This window comes from Crossiella sp. SN42 (genome assembly GCF_023897065.1).
Taxonomy (GTDB): Bacteria; Actinomycetota; Actinomycetes; order Mycobacteriales; family Pseudonocardiaceae; genus Crossiella.
Map to the genome: position 1 here is coordinate 44,897 of NZ_JAMHIV010000021.1, position 13,596 is coordinate 58,492.

The 13,596-nt window shown below is 73.7% G+C and carries 14 protein-coding genes and 2 pseudogenes; 13 read left to right on the top strand and 3 right to left on the bottom strand.

The features are described 5' to 3' along the window. Nucleotides 1-705 precede the first annotated feature (705 nt). The 7 genes and pseudogenes from folE to M8C13_RS24795 form a co-directional block, all read left to right on the top strand. Nucleotides 706-1,047, top strand: a pseudogene (folE, locus tag M8C13_RS24765) (GTP cyclohydrolase I); the annotation flags it as partial. A gap of 5 nt (nucleotides 1,048-1,052) precedes the next feature. Further along, on the top strand, nucleotides 1,053-1,937 hold the full coding sequence (folP, locus tag M8C13_RS24770) for a dihydropteroate synthase (protein ID WP_252483082.1): 885 nt from the start codon (nucleotides 1,053-1,055) through the stop codon (nucleotides 1,935-1,937). Then, a complete protein-coding gene (folB, locus tag M8C13_RS24775) occupies nucleotides 1,934-2,323 on the top strand; it encodes a dihydroneopterin aldolase (RefSeq protein WP_252483083.1) in 390 nt (129 codons plus the stop codon). Before folP ends, folB begins: the two co-directional genes overlap by 4 nt. A 4-nt stretch (nucleotides 2,324-2,327) precedes the next feature. Next, nucleotides 2,328-2,825: a 2-amino-4-hydroxy-6-hydroxymethyldihydropteridine diphosphokinase gene (folK, locus tag M8C13_RS24780; RefSeq protein ID WP_252483084.1), complete on the top strand. Its 498-nt coding sequence runs from the start codon at nucleotides 2,328-2,330 to the stop codon at nucleotides 2,823-2,825. Between the two features lie 9 nt (nucleotides 2,826-2,834). Further along, nucleotides 2,835-4,235 carry a hypothetical protein gene (locus M8C13_RS45130; protein WP_305883993.1) on the top strand — a complete coding sequence of 467 codons (1,401 nt, stop codon included), beginning with the start codon at nucleotides 2,835-2,837 and terminating at the stop codon, nucleotides 4,233-4,235. Beyond that, nucleotides 4,232-4,690, top strand: coding sequence for a DUF3180 domain-containing protein (locus M8C13_RS24790; RefSeq protein ID WP_252483085.1), 459 nt, complete (start codon nucleotides 4,232-4,234; stop codon nucleotides 4,688-4,690). The genes M8C13_RS45130 and M8C13_RS24790 overlap by 4 nt, the downstream gene beginning before the upstream one ends. A gap of 109 nt (nucleotides 4,691-4,799) precedes the next feature. Beyond that, nucleotides 4,800-6,461, top strand: coding sequence for a DUF6779 domain-containing protein (locus tag M8C13_RS24795; RefSeq protein ID WP_252483086.1), 1,662 nt, complete (start codon nucleotides 4,800-4,802; stop codon nucleotides 6,459-6,461). On the opposite strand, the gene M8C13_RS24800 is transcribed toward M8C13_RS24795, so the two are convergent. Continuing rightward, complete coding sequence (locus tag M8C13_RS24800; protein ID WP_252483087.1) at nucleotides 6,458-6,754, bottom strand: MarR family transcriptional regulator; 297 nt, start codon at nucleotides 6,752-6,754, stop codon at nucleotides 6,458-6,460. The genes M8C13_RS24795 and M8C13_RS24800 overlap by 4 nt on opposite strands. A gap of 41 nt (nucleotides 6,755-6,795) precedes the next feature. Here M8C13_RS24800 and M8C13_RS24805 point away from each other — a divergent pair. Next, nucleotides 6,796-7,062: pseudogene (locus M8C13_RS24805) on the top strand (VOC family protein); the annotation flags it as partial. A 5-nt stretch (nucleotides 7,063-7,067) separates the two neighbouring features. Here the strand turns inward: M8C13_RS24805 and M8C13_RS24810 are convergent. Together M8C13_RS24810 and M8C13_RS24815 are read right to left on the bottom strand one after the other, a co-directional pair. Continuing rightward, the gene (locus M8C13_RS24810) at nucleotides 7,068-8,210 is read right to left on the bottom strand and encodes an NADH-quinone oxidoreductase subunit D (protein WP_252483088.1); all 1,143 of its coding nucleotides are present in this window, start codon (nucleotides 8,208-8,210) and stop codon (nucleotides 7,068-7,070) included. Between the two features lie 5 nt (nucleotides 8,211-8,215). Further along, a complete protein-coding gene (locus M8C13_RS24815) occupies nucleotides 8,216-9,178 on the bottom strand; it encodes an SAM-dependent methyltransferase (RefSeq protein WP_252483089.1) in 963 nt (320 codons plus the stop codon). 23 nt (nucleotides 9,179-9,201) lie between these two features. Between M8C13_RS24815 and M8C13_RS24820 the strand changes: the two genes are divergently transcribed. The 5 genes from M8C13_RS24820 to M8C13_RS24840 all read left to right on the top strand — a co-directional run bounded on the left by M8C13_RS24820 (nucleotide 9,202) and on the right by M8C13_RS24840 (nucleotide 13,592). Continuing rightward, nucleotides 9,202-10,362 carry a PrsW family intramembrane metalloprotease gene (locus tag M8C13_RS24820; RefSeq protein ID WP_252483090.1) on the top strand — a complete coding sequence of 387 codons (1,161 nt, stop codon included), beginning with the start codon at nucleotides 9,202-9,204 and terminating at the stop codon, nucleotides 10,360-10,362. A 106-nt stretch (nucleotides 10,363-10,468) separates the two neighbouring features. Next, the gene (locus tag M8C13_RS24825; protein ID WP_252483091.1) at nucleotides 10,469-11,362 is read left to right on the top strand and encodes a Rossmann-like and DUF2520 domain-containing protein; all 894 of its coding nucleotides are present in this window, start codon (nucleotides 10,469-10,471) and stop codon (nucleotides 11,360-11,362) included. Then, nucleotides 11,359-12,291, top strand: coding sequence for a pantoate--beta-alanine ligase (gene panC, locus M8C13_RS24830; protein ID WP_252483092.1), 933 nt, complete (start codon nucleotides 11,359-11,361; stop codon nucleotides 12,289-12,291). Before M8C13_RS24825 ends, panC begins: the two co-directional genes overlap by 4 nt. A gap of 15 nt (nucleotides 12,292-12,306) precedes the next feature. Then, a complete protein-coding gene (gene panD, locus M8C13_RS24835; RefSeq protein ID WP_252483093.1) occupies nucleotides 12,307-12,792 on the top strand; it encodes an aspartate 1-decarboxylase in 486 nt (161 codons plus the stop codon). Nucleotides 12,793-12,806: 14 nt separating this feature from the next. Further along, nucleotides 12,807-13,592 carry a type III pantothenate kinase gene (locus M8C13_RS24840; protein WP_252483094.1) on the top strand — a complete coding sequence of 262 codons (786 nt, stop codon included), beginning with the start codon at nucleotides 12,807-12,809 and terminating at the stop codon, nucleotides 13,590-13,592. Nucleotides 13,593-13,596 lie beyond the last annotated feature (4 nt).

Consider the following 13,596-nt stretch of genomic DNA (forward strand, 5'->3'; position numbering starts at 1 on the left):
GCTCGCAGCCTCAACCGCACTCGTTGGCCGGTGACGTCCGGATACGACTTCGGCTACGTCGTCGGCGCCGTGTGCGCCGACGGCTCGGTCGGCGCCCGGTCGGTGTCGCTGGTGGTCAACGACGAGGAGTACGCGAAGAAGTTCGCCGAGGCCCTCTGGTACGCCTTCCGGATCGACGCCCGGATCGAGCCGGTGGAGCGTCCGTCCGGCTATCTGCAGCGGATGGTCGGCGGCTACCGGGTCCGGGTCGTCTCCTCGTACCTGGCCGATCTGATGCGCCAGTACGTCGGCGGTGACGCGCATCACCAGCGGCAGCGTTTCCCGCGGGTGGTGCTCAACGACCACGGCACCTTCGCGGGCTTCCTCGACGGCTACGTGGACGGGGACGGCTGCCGGTCGAAGTACAGCAACGGCCGGACGGCGGTCAGCGCGAACGTGCCCTTCCTGGAGGACCTGGCTCAGATCATCGGCGCGCGGTTCTCACCGAAGGCCGACCGGGCTTCGCAGCTGTACATCGCGGACAGTTGGCTGAGCAGGCACGGCTTTCCCCAGGAGTCGCATCGGACCGACCTGGTCGAGTCGCGCTGGGTGAAGGTGGAGTCGGTCCGGCGGATCGAGGCGAGCGGGGCGAAGCCGTACACCGTGTACAGCTTCACCTGCGACCCGCATCCGACCTTCCTGGTGGCCGGGCACCTGACACACAACTGTGAGCACCACCTGGTGCCCTTCCACGGGGTCGCGCACGTCGGGTACATCCCGAACGCCCACGGCCGGGTCACCGGCCTGTCCAAGATCGCGCGGCTGGTCGACCTGTACGCCAAGCGGCCGCAGGTGCAGGAACGGCTGACCTCGCAGGTGGCCGACGCGGTGGTGCGCAAGCTTGATCCGCGCGGGGTGATCGTGGTGATGGAGGCCGAACACCTCTGCATGGCGATGCGCGGGATCCGGAAACCGGGGTCGCGCACCGTCACGTCAGCCGTTCGTGGTCTGCTGAAGACCTCGGCCTCCTCTCGGGCCGAGGCGCTGGAGCTGATCAAGGGACGGTGAACGTGATGGGAGCGGCGCTGCATCGGCTGCTGCCCGACCCCGGCCGGTGTGTCGTCATGGGCGTGGTCAACGTGACCCCGGACTCCTTCTCCGACGGTGGCCGCTACCTGGACACCGCGGACGCGGTGGCCCACGGCATCGAGATGCACCGCAGGGGAGCGGACCTCGTCGACGTCGGCGGGGAGTCCACCCGGCCGGGTGCGGAGCGGGTGGCGCCGGAGGTCGAGGCGGCCAGGGTGGTGCCGGTGATCCGGGAGTTGGCCGCCGAGGGTGTGCTGGTCAGTGTGGACACCATGCGCGCCGAGGTGGCGCTGGCCGCGCTGGCGGCGGGGGCGAGCATCGTCAACGACGTATCCGGCGGGCTGGCCGACGAGCGGATGGCCTCGGTGGTCGCCGAGGCCGGCGTGCCGTGGATCCTGATGCACTGGCGCGGGCACAGCGCGGGCATGGACCTGCTGGCCAGCTACCGGGACGTGGTCGCCGACGTGCGCGCCGAGCTCTCCGCCAGGGTGGACGCGGCGCTGGCCGCCGGGGTGGCCCCGGAGGCGCTGGTGATCGACCCCGGGCTGGGCTTCGCCAAGACCGACCGGCACAACTGGGCCCTGCTGCAACACCTGGACCAGCTCATCGACCTGGGCTTCCCGGTGCTGGTCGGCGCTTCCCGCAAGCGGTTCCTGGGTAGCCTGCTGGCCGGGCCCGGCGGTTCGCCGCGCAGCCCGGACGGCCGCGAGGCGGCCACCTCCGCGGTCTCCGCGCTGGCCGCCGCGGCCGGGGCGTGGGGGGTGCGGGTGCACGACGTGCACGGATCACTGGACGCGGTCGCGGTGGCCTCGGCCTGGGCTCGTGGCGGCGTGCGCGCGCCGGTCACGGCGGAGAAGGGGGATCGGTGACCGACCGGATCACGCTGACCGGCCTGCGGGTGCGCGGGCACCACGGCGTCTTCGAGCACGAGAAGCGGGACGGCCAGGACTTCCTCATCGACATCACGGTGTGGCTGGACCTGGACGTGGCGGCCGAGACCGACGACCTGGCCGACACCCTGGACTACGGCGCGCTGGCCCAGCGGGCCGCCGCGATCGTCGGCGGCGAGCCGTGCGACCTGATCGAGACGGTGGCCGCGCGGGTGGTCGACGAGGTGATGACCGACCGGCGGGCGCACGCCGCCGAGGTCACCGTGCACAAGCCGTCCGCGCCGATCCCGCTGACCTTCGCCGATGTCGCGGTCACCGCCCGGCGGTCCCGCCGGGCCCGCGGCAAAACGGCCATGGACTTCTGAGCCGATGACCGCCGCGGTGCTCTCCCTCGGCTCGAACCTGGGGGACCGGCTCGGTCACCTCCAGTTCGCCGTGGACGGCTTCGGCGCGGCGGTGCGGGCGGTGTCGCCGGTCTATGAGACCGCCCCGTGGGGCGTGACCGACCAGGACGACTTCCTCAACGCGGTGCTGCTGGTCGAAGATCCGGACACCGACGAGTGGGGGTGGTTGCGCCGTGGTCAGGAACTGGAGAATGCGGCCGGCCGGGTCCGGACCCTGCGGTGGGGGCCGCGGACCCTGGACGTCGACGTGGTGACCGTCCACGGGGTGCGCTCCGAGCACCCCGACCTGCTGCTGCCGCATCCGGGCACCCCGGAGCGGGCCACCGTGCTCGCGCCCTGGCTGGACGTCGAGCCCGCCGCGGTCCTGCCCGGCCACGGCCCGGTCGCCGCGCTGCTGGCCGCGCTGTCGCTGGACGGGGTGCGCAGGCGGGACGATCTTCCGCTCACGCTCCCGCGGGTGTAGGAGGCCGAGGTGACGCACCATCGCCCCGGTGAGGCCGTGCTGCTCGCGGAGTCCGCGCTGCGGTCCGCGCGGTCGCTGGCCGAGCGGGGCAGGGACGCCGAGGCCGAGGCGGTGTGCCGGGAGGGCCTGACCGAGCTGCCCGGCCGGCTCTCCGAGGAGACCGACCGGCTGCGGGTCGAGCTGCTCGAACTGCTCCTGCTGCTCACCGAACCGCGCTGGAGCCGCAGCCCGGAGTACCGCGCGGCCAACCCGGTGGAGCGCTGGGCCGCCGACGCCGAGGCCGCCGCGGCCCGGATCGGCGACCTCCAGCTGCGGATCAGGGCGGCCTCGGTGGCCGGCCGGGTGCTGCACCGCACCCAGGGCGTGGAGGCGGCGCTGGCCGTGCAGCGGCGGGCGGTGGAGCTGGCCAGCCAGAGCGGGGACGCGGTGGTGCAGTTCCTCACCCTGTCCGCCTACGGCCGGGAGCTGACCAAGCAGGACCTGCGGGCCGGGCTGGCGGTGCTGCTGGAGGCGGAGAAGCGGGCCAAGGCCAGCCCGGAGATCACCGGCAGCCGGTCCTCGGTGCTGCGCGGGGCGTTCCGGCGGACCGAGCTGGAGATCGGCGTCGGCGAGTTCGACGCCGGCTACCTGGGCATCGCCAAGACCAGGCTGGAGTTCGTCGCGGCCCGGCTGCGCGCCGAGCCGGAGTCGGCCTCGCTGCTGCCCATGGCGCTGAATCACCTGGCCAAGGCGCAGCTGGCGATCGGGCTGTGGGACCCGGCCGCGGACACCCTGACCGAGGCGGTCGGGCTGGGTGACGGCGCGCCGGATCCCTGGCACGCCTACAACCTGGCGCTGTTCGGCCGGTTGCGGGTGGAGCTGGGCGACCTGGCCGCCGGGGTGCACGTGCTGGAGTCGGCGTGGGCGGAGACGAACCGCACGCCCTCGATGACCGTGGCCACCCTGGTGTGCAACCTCTACGCCGAGGGCCTGCTGCTCACCGCGGGCCGCCGGGCGGACGTGCTGGGCGCGGTGGAGGAGCTGCTGGCGGCCAACCTGGAGCGCTGCCAGCGGGTGTCCATGGTGCGCAGCGAGGTGCAGGCGCACTCACTGCTGGCCCGGCTGCACCTGGGCATGGACGAGCTGCCGCAGGCGCACGCGGCCAGCGCGGCCGCGGTCGAGCTCTACGCCAGGCGCGGCCCGCTGCCCACGGTGCGCGGCGAGGAGATCCTGTACTGGCACGCGGAGACGCAGCGGCGGTCCGGGCGCGCCGACGCCGCGGTGGAGACCCTGGCCCGCGCCCGGCAGCTGGTGCGGGCCAAGGCGAACTCGCTGGATCCAGAGCTGCGCGAGTTTTTCCTGGCGGTGCCGCTGAACCAGCGCATCGCCGAGCCGATGGCCGGGGTGGCCGAGGGAATGGGGAGCATATGAGGTTCACCAGGGCCCGCGACCTCGTCGTGCCGGGGCTGGTGCTGGCGGTTGTGTCTTATCTCGCACTGCGCCTGGCCTATGGCTATGTGCCCAGGGTGCCGGTGCTGGCCGGGGTGACCCTGCTGCCGGTCGCGCTCGGCGAGCTCTGGTGGGGGTTCGTGCTGCGCGGCCGGATCCAGCGCCGTCCGCACGCCCGCGTGCTGGAGCCGTTGGTGGCCGCCCGCTCGGTCGCGCTGGCCAAGGCGTCCTCGCTGGCGGGGGCGGTGCTGCTCGGGGTGTGGCTGGGCATGATCGCCTATGTGCTGCCGTTGCAGGGGCAACTGGCCGCGGCCGAGAACGACCTGGTGCCCGCGATGCTGGGCGCGGTCAGCGCGGCCGCGTTGATCGCCGCCGGGCTGTGGCTGGAGCACTGCTGCCGCACGCCGGACCTGCCGGAAGACCGGGACGCACCGTGATGGCAAGATCGCTGTCCGTTGATTTTTTCGTCCCCGGAACGACTTCATTACCAATCCGGAACCTGGTGGACAGGTCTCGAACGGATAACTCCCGGGTACCGTAGGGGGCATGAACGGCCGCAGCGACTCGACCGCCGAGCCTCGCAGCATGGCCCGCGGTAACGGAATCCTGCTGCTCGGAGCGGTTTTGCTCCTGGCGGCGACCGCCGCGGCTGTGCTCGTGGTCAGCGACGATGCCCGATGGTTGCGGCTGGGCGTGGTCGCGGCCCTGTGGGCGGCCCTGGTCGGCGCCTTCGCCGCCGCGCGGTACCGCAAGCAGGCAGGCGAGCGGGCTCAGCGCGCCGAGGAGCTGCACCGGGTCTACGAGCTGGAGCTGGAGTGCGAGGTCGCCGCCCGGCGCGAGTACGAGCTCGACTTCGAGGCCAAGACCAGGGAGCGGATCGAGGCGGAGTCCCGCAGCGACCTGGACGACCTGCGCAAGGAGCTGCGCGCGCTGCGGGAGAACCTGGAAGCGCTGCTGGGCGGTGAGGTGCTGGTCGAACGCGTGGCCTTACGCGCCGAGTCGACCCGTATGCGTTCCCTGCCCGACCAGTCTCGCCGCCTGGCCATCTCCGACCGCTCCGACCGGGTCATCGCCTCCGCCGAGGAGCGCATCCGCAAGATCACCGCGGGCACGGTGGAGCCGGTGCGCGCGCAGGCCACCCGGCAGGAGGAGAGCACCCAGCTGATCCCCGCGGTGCGCCCCGAGCGCAAGGAGCAGCCGCCCGCCGCGGAAGTCCGCGCCGACGCCGCCCGCACCGCCTTCGTCTCCAAGGAGGCCGTGCGCGCCGAGGCGCAGCGCCGGGAGAACCGCCCGCCCGCCCCGCAGCGCCAGCACGTGCCGCCGCGCAAGCAGACCACCCCCGAACCCAGCCGTCCCGACGTGCAGCGGGACCGGCAGCAGCCGCGCCGCGAACCCGAGCGCAGGGAGCCGGAGCGCCGCGAGCCGGAACCGGCCTTCGCCGAGACCGCCCGGCTGACCAGGCAGGCCCAGCCGCAGCCGCCTGCCAAGCCGCAGCCGGCGCAGCGTCCGGAGTTCCGCCGCCCGGAACCGGCCAGCGCCTCCATCGTGGCCGAGTTGGACGGCGGCGCGTCCACCTGGACCGAGACCCCGCCCGCCCGGCCGTCCCGCCCGGAACCCGCGGTGACCCGCGGTGAGGTGATCGGCAGTGGCCAGGTGCAGCGCCCTGCCCAGCCCGCGCGCCCGGCCGAGCGCCCGGAGGTGCTGCCCACCGTCGGTGATCGTCACCCCGGGACCGGTCAGCCCTCGGTGATCGACCAGACTGAGGCGGTGGCCCGTCGCTACCGTCCCGACCCGGAACCCAACGAGCCCGCCGCGACCCCGTCCTGGGCGTTCGACGCCGGCTCCCCGTCGACCGGCTCCTCCTGGGACGCCGAGTCCACCGGCCGCCGTCGCAAGCCCGAGGGCGAGGAACCCCAGGGCCGCAGGCGCAAACCCGAGTACGAGGAGCCCCCGGCCACCGCCGCGGGCCGCCGCCGCAAGCCAGAGCCGGAACCCGAGCCCGAGGACGCCGGTGGCGGTCGCCGCCGCAAGCCGGAGAGCTCCTGGGACGCCATGGGCGGCTGGAACCCCGAACTCTCCGACGACGCGGGCCGCGCCAAGGTGGACCCGGACACCGGCGCGCACGGCGGTGGCGGCAAGTCCGTCAGCGAGCTGCTGGCCGCGCACGGCAACACCGAGCCGCCGCGCCGCCGCCGTCGCAAGGACTAGCTCTCCGGGCTCAGCGCCGCCGCGCAGGCGGCGAGATCACCGTGCAGCCGCCGCTGTTCCGCGCTCGTCAGTGGCGTGAGCATCCGCCGCTCGACCGCGCGCACCGCCACGCTGGCCGGCCGGGTGACCAGGCCGCGCTCCGGCAGGCCGCGCAGCACCCCGTTCATGGACTGGCGGGTGACGAACGCGCCGCGGGCCAGCTCGGCGTTGGACAGCCCGGGTCGCTGACCAAGCAGTTCGAGGCAGGCGTACTGCGGCACGGCGAGCTCCAGCGGCCGCAACGCGGCGTCCATCCCGGCGCGCAGCGCGGCGGCGGCCTGCTTGAGCGCGTAGCCCGCCGGCCGCGGTGGTGTTCGACACCAGCCCGATCCCGTTCGCGGTGCGCGAACCGCTGCCCGGTGTCGACCTGGACGCGGCCACCCCGCGGCCGGGCGTCGGGGTGGCCCTGTGGCTGCACGCCGAGAACGCCCAGGCCCTGCACGACGAGCTGGCCGCCGCGGGGGTGCCGATCCCGGTCGCGCCGGCGGACGGACCGTTCGGGCGCACGTTCACCTTCACCGACCCCGACGGGTACGCCGACACCATCCACGACCGGGCCTGAGGCGGCTACTTGTCCACGTCGCCGACGATCACGGCGAAGGAACCCAGCACCGCGGGCAGCGCGGCGACCGGGGTGCCCGGCAGCAGGGCGGCCAGAGCCTGGATGTTGTTGAAGGAGGGGGTGCGCAGCTTGAGCCGCCACGGCGTCTTCTCGCCACGGGAGCTCAGGTGCACGCCGGAGACGCCCAGCGGCGCCTCGCCCCAGGTGTAGACCGAGCCCTCCGGGGCCTTGACCGCCTTGGGCAGGCGCAGGTTCACCGGGCCGCTGGGCAGGCTGGTCAGGCACTGTCGGGCCAGGCGCACCGACTGCGCGACCTCGCCGGTCAGGCAGCGCACCCTGGCCAGCGCGTCGCCCTCGGTGGCCAGCACCGGGGTGACCTCCAGCTCCGGGTAGGCCGAGGTGGGGGAGTCCCGGCGCAGGTCGAAGTCCAGCCCGCTGGCCCTCCCGGCCGGGCCGGTGACGCCGAGGGCCATCGCGTCGGCCGCGCTGAGCACGCCGACCCCTTGGTGCGCCTGGACGAACTCCGATGAGTCCACAGTGGACTGAATCGCGGCCAGTGCGGTGTCCACAATGGACAGTGCGGCGGTCGCGTGCCCGGTCCAGCCCGCGGGCACGTCCTCGCGCAGGCCGCCGATGCGGCTGGCCATGAAGTGGATCCGGCCGCCGGATGCCTCCTCCATCACCGCCTGCACCGCCTGGGTCCCGGCCTGCGCGGCGGCGGTGGCCGCGGTGGTGGCGCCGTCGGCGGTACGGGTCAGCGGGGTCAGGAAGATCAGGTGGGCGAGCAGGCGGTTCAGCTCGCACAGCAGGGTGCGCAGCCACAGTGCGCGGGCCGGCACGTCCATCCCGGTCATCCGCTCCACCGCCTGGGCCACCACCACCTCGTTGCAGAACGCGGCCAGCCAGTCGTGCCGGTTGGCCAGCGTCAGCACCTGCCGGTAGTCGCGCACCTCGAACAGCTTCTCCGCGCCCCGGTGCAGGTGGCCGACCAGCGGCTCGGCCGAGGTGATCAGGTGCGACTCGTCCAGGGTGAGCCGCAGCCGGTAGGCCCCGTGCGCCGAGGGGTGCAGCGGGCCGAGGTCGACCACCCGGTCCACCCCGAGATGGGCCGCGCCCGCGCCGACTCCGACGATCTCCTGCCTGCTCACGCCGGTCATGCTCGCACGAGCTCCGGCGCGGGCGTGCCCTCGGTGCTGTGCAGCAGCCAGTGGAAGCCGCCGAGCCCGGCCGGGTCCAGCAGCTCCCGCGCCCGGCCCGCGGCGGCGGTCGCGGCCAGCCAGGCGGCCGGGTCGGTGGCGGCCAGCCCGGACGGCGGAGCGGTCGCGCTGACGCCGAGCGCGCGCAGGGCCTCGGCCTGGCCGATCAGCGCGGTGGGCAGGTCGAGCGCGGCGGCGCAGGCGTCCACCGCCACGTGCGCGGTGAGGTCGCAGGAGCCGTCCGGCACCGGCGCGACCTGCCGTCCGGCCCGGTACCCGGTCAGCGTGCCGTGCTCGGGCCGCGCGCCGGCCAGGTGCCCGTAGTCCACCGCCAGCGCCGCCCCGCGCACCCGGCGCACCGCCTCCGCCCAGGCCGCGTCCCTGGTGCTGCCGACCTCCGCGCGGGCGCCGCCCGGCCACCACCGGCGCAGCCAGTCCAGCTCCGCCGGACCGGCCAGCGGACCCAGGTGCTCGGTGCCCTCCTCGTCCACCAGCAGCCGGTGCCACAGTCCATTGTGGACAGTGACCACCGGGCACGGGACCGCGTCCAGCCACTCGTGCCCGACCAGCAGCCCGACCACTTCCCCAGGCAACTCACGGGTCCACTGGACGCCAGGTGTCTCGCGACCGGGTCCCAGTTCCACCGCCGTCACCCGCAACCGCCTGGCCAGCGCGGACGGGGCCAGCCGGGCCACCGCCTCGGCCAGCTCACCGCCACCGGCCCCGACATCGGTAAAGTCCACAGTGGACGGTCGGCCGAGGCCGTGGTCCACCCGGTCCAGCAGGCACAACAGGGCCTCGGCCAGCTCAGGGCCGACCAGTGGCGCGGTGCGGAAGTGCCCGCTCGGGCGCTCACCCCGGGTAAAGAACCCCCCATCGGAGTACAACGCATTCCACCAGGCGTCCTGCCAGTCCCGCATGTGCTGACCGTAAAGTCTTGATCGTGACCGCGCCTGAAGCCCCCGTCTCGCCTCGGCTCGACCAGTTCGCCCGGCGCCGCCGGGCCGTGCTGGGCTCGGTGCTCGGCCTGATCGTGCTGGGGGTGTCCGGCCTGGTGCTGCTGGGCGTGGCCACCTCGCGGGTCGGGTTCGAGGCCGTGCTGGTCGGCGCGCTGGCCGCGCTGCTGCCGGTGATCCCGGTGGTCGGCGCCTTCCTCTGGGTGGACCGCTGGGAGCCCGAACCGGCCAAGCTGCTGGTGGCGGCCTTCCTCTGGGGCGCCTGCGGGGCCACCGCGAGTGCGCTGCTGGTCAACGACACCGCCCAGCACCTCGGCGAGATCCTGCTCGGCCAGGACCAGGGCGACCTGATCACCTCGGTCATCTCCGCGCCGCTGGTGGAGGAGGCGGGCAAGGGCCTGTTCGTGGTGGCGCTGCTGTGGCGGCGGCGGCACGAGTTCGACGGGATCGTGGACGGCATCGTCTACTCCGGCCTGGTCGCGGCCGGGTTCGCCTTCACCGAGAACATCTTCTACTTCGGCCGCGCCTTCGCCGAGTACGGCCTCGGCGGCATCAGCAGCGGCGTGATCGCGGTGTTCATCCTGCGCGGCCTGCTCTCCCCGTTCGCGCACCCGCTGTTCACCGTGATGCTGGGCATCGGCGCCGGCATCGCGGCCTCCACCGGCAACCGGGCGGTCAAGGTGCTGGCCCCGCTGGGCGGCTTCCTGCTCGCGGTCACCCTGCACGCGCTGTGGAACGGCGCGGCCACCTTCGGCGGCGGACTCGGCTTCATCAACACCTACTTCGCCATCATGGTGCCGATCTTCCTGGCCACCGTGGCGCTGGTGGTCTGGCAGCGCCGCCGCGAACAGCGGGTGGTGACCGGCGAGCTGCCGGAGATGGCCAGGCTGGGCTGGATCGCGCCCAGCGAGGTCAAGCTGCTCGCCACCCTGCCCGGCCGCCGCTGGTGGCGCAGCGCCGTGCACAAGCGCTCCGGCGAGCGCGCCGCCCGCGCGGTGGCCGAGTACCAGGTCGCGGTCACCGAGCTCGCCTTCCTCCGGCACCGCATCGGCCCCGGCCCGGCCCCGCGCGAGCTGGCCGACCGGCACGCCGAGCTCCTGGTCGCCCTGACCCGCGCCCGAGAGATCGCCAGCGGATCGCCCGGCTGAGCGCGACTGGTCACAATCAGCTGCCTGACGGCGGGCACGGGGTTACCGTGCCCTCGCCGTCCGGTACCCGCACAGGAGCGGGACTGGAACGCTGGAAGAGGACACCATGACCGACCGACCAGCCCGACTCGCCGTTGGCGTTGTCTCCGCGGGCCGGGTCGGCGCCGTGCTCGGCGCGGCGCTGGCCAGGGCCGGACACCACGTGGTCGCGGCCTCGGCCGTCTCCGCCGCCTCCCAGCGCCGGGCCGAGGTGCTGCTGCCCGAGGCGGCCGTGCTGCCCCCGGACGAGGTGGCCGGACGGGCCGACCTGGTCCTGCTCGCGGTGCCGGATGACGAGCTGTCCGGACTGGTCCGCGGCCTGATCGCGACCGGCTCGCTGCGCGGCGGCCAGATCGTGGCGCACACCTCCGGCGCGCACGGCACCGGCCCGCTGGCCCCGGCCGCCGAGCTGGGCGCGCTGCCGCTGGCCCTGCACCCCGCGATGACCTTCACCGGCCGCCCGGAAGACCTGCAACGCCTGGTGGCCTGCCCGTTCGGGGTCACTGCCAGGGACGGCGACGAGATCGCCTGGCACGTGGCCGAGGCGCTGGTGGTGGAGATGGGCGCGGAACCGGTGCGCATCCCGGAGGCCGCCCGCGCGCTCTACCACGCCGCGCTGGCGCACGGGGCCAACCACCTCATCACCCTGGTCGCCGAATGCGCGGACCTGTTGCGCAAGGCCGGGGTGGGCGATCCGGCCCGGTTGCTGGGGCCGCTGCTCTCGGCCGCGCTGGACAACTCGCTGCGGCTGGGCGACCGCGCCCTGACCGGTCCGGTGGCCCGGGGCGATGTCGGTACGATTCGCACGCATCTGGGCGTGCTGCGGGCGGAGTCGCCCGAATCGCTGCCCGCCTACCAGGCGCTGGCCCACCGCACCGCCGAGCGCGCGGTGGCCGCGGGCCTGCTCCGGCCTGGTCAGGCCGAGGCGGTCCACTTCGAACTCGACGAGGAGCAACCATGACCGGGCAACGGCCCTTCACGCCCGGCGAGCTGACCGTGCACCACTCGCCCGAGGAACTGGGCAAGGTCACCAGGGCGCTGCGCGCGACCGGCCGCAAGGTCAACCTGGTGCCCACCATGGGCGCGCTGCACGAGGGCCACCGGGCGCTGATCCGCCGCGCCCGCCGCATCCCCGGCACGGTCACCGCGGTGTCGATCTTCGTCAACCCGCTCCAGTTCGGCCCGGACGAGGACTTCCACCGCTACCCGCGCCCGCTGGAAGCCGATCTGGACGCCTGCCGCGAAGAAGGCGTCGACCTGGTCTTCAACCCCGCGCCGGAGGCCATGTACGGCACCGGCGCCGGCGTCACCGTGCACCCCGGCCCGCTCGGCGCGGAGCTGGAGGGCGCGATGCGGCCCGGCCACTTCGAGGGCGTGCTCACCGTGGTGGCCAAGCTGCTCAACATCGTCCGCCCCGACTACGCCTTCTTCGGCGAGAAGGACTACCAGCAGTTCGTGCTGGTCAAGCGGATGGTGGCGGATCTGAACCTGGAGAGTGCGATCGTCGGCGTGCCCATCGTGCGCGATGACGACGGACTCGCGCTCTCCTCGCGCAACGCCTACCTCAGCGAGGACGAGCGCCGGGCGGCGCTCGCGATCCCGGCGGCGTTGGCGGCGGGTGCGATGGCCGGTCCCGAAGGCCCGGCGGCGATCCTCGCCGCGGCCAGGGCGGTCGTCGAAGCCGAGTCCGGGCTGAGCCTGGACTACCTGGAGCTGCGGGCCAGGGACCTGGGCCCAGCACCGGAGAACGGCAAGGCACGGCTGCTGATCGCGGCCCGCGCCGGGCGGACCCGCCTGCTCGACAACATCCAGCTGGCGGTCGGACACGGGGTCGACGAGCACGACGACACCTACAACCCGGCCGCCGGGCTCCCAGCTCGGGAACGGTGACAGGGAGGCAGCGCCATGTTCCTGACCATGCTCAAGTCCAAGATCCACCGCGCCACGGTGACCCAGGCCGACCTGCACTACGTCGGCTCGGTGACCGTGGACGAGGACCTCATGGACGCCTCCGGCCTGCTGGCCGGCGAGCGGGTCGCCATCGTGGACGTCAGCAACGGCGCCCGGTTGGAGACCTACGTCATCCCCGGCGAGCGCGGCAGCGGCGTGCTCGGCATCAACGGGGCCGCCGCGCACCTGGTGCACCCCGGTGACCTGGTCATCCTCATCGCCTACGGGCTGATGGAGGAGGCCGAGGCCAAGTCGTACAAGCCCAAGGTCGTCTTCGTGGACGCGGAGAACCGCATCGTCGAGCTCGGCGGCGACCCCGGCCACGCGCCGGAGGGCTCGGGCCTGACCAGCGGCGCGGTCACCGCGGACACCGACGGCGCACCGCAGTCGGAAACGGTCGACGCGGCGCGCCTGGACGCGCTGCTCCAGGCCGAGAACTAGAGAGGACAACGCGGGTGCTGCTCGCCATCGACGTCGGCAACACCAACATCGTGCTCGGGCTCTACGACGGGTCAGGGGACGATGCGAAGCTGGTCAGGGACTGGCGGATGCGCACCGACGCCCGGATGACCGCCGACGAGCTGGCGCTGACCGTGCGCGGTCTGCTCGGCGAGCACGCCGGCCAGGTCACCGGGGTCTCCGCGCTGTCCACGGTGCCCTCGGTGCTGCGCGAGCTGCGGGTGATGCTGGGCCGCTACTTCGACGCGGTGCCCAAGGTCATCGTGCAGCCCGGCGTGCGCACCGGCGTCCCGCTGCTGGTGGACAACCCGAAGGAGGTGGGCTCGGACCGGGTGATCAACACCCTGGCCGCGCACCACCTCTACGACAGCGCCTGCGTGGTGGTCGACTTCGGCACCTCCACCAACATCGACGTCATCTCCGCCAAGGGCGAGTTCCTCGGCGGCGTGTTCGCCCCCGGCATCGAGATCTCGGTGGACGCGCTGGCCAGCCGCGCCGCCCAGCTGCGCAAGGTCGAGCTGGTCCGGCCGCGCTCGGTGATCGGCAAGAACACGGTGGAATGCCTCCAGTCCGGCATCCTGTACGGCTTCGCCGGGCAGGTGGACGGCCTGGTGCGGCGGATCATCGAGGAGCTGACCGCGGCCGGCGAGGAGAAGATCACCGTGATCGCCACCGGCGGGCTGGCCACGCTGGTGCTGGCGGAGTCGGCGACGATCGAGCACCACGTGCCGGATCTGACCTTGCTCGGCTTGCGGCTGGTCTACGAGCGCAACCTGCGCTGAGCAC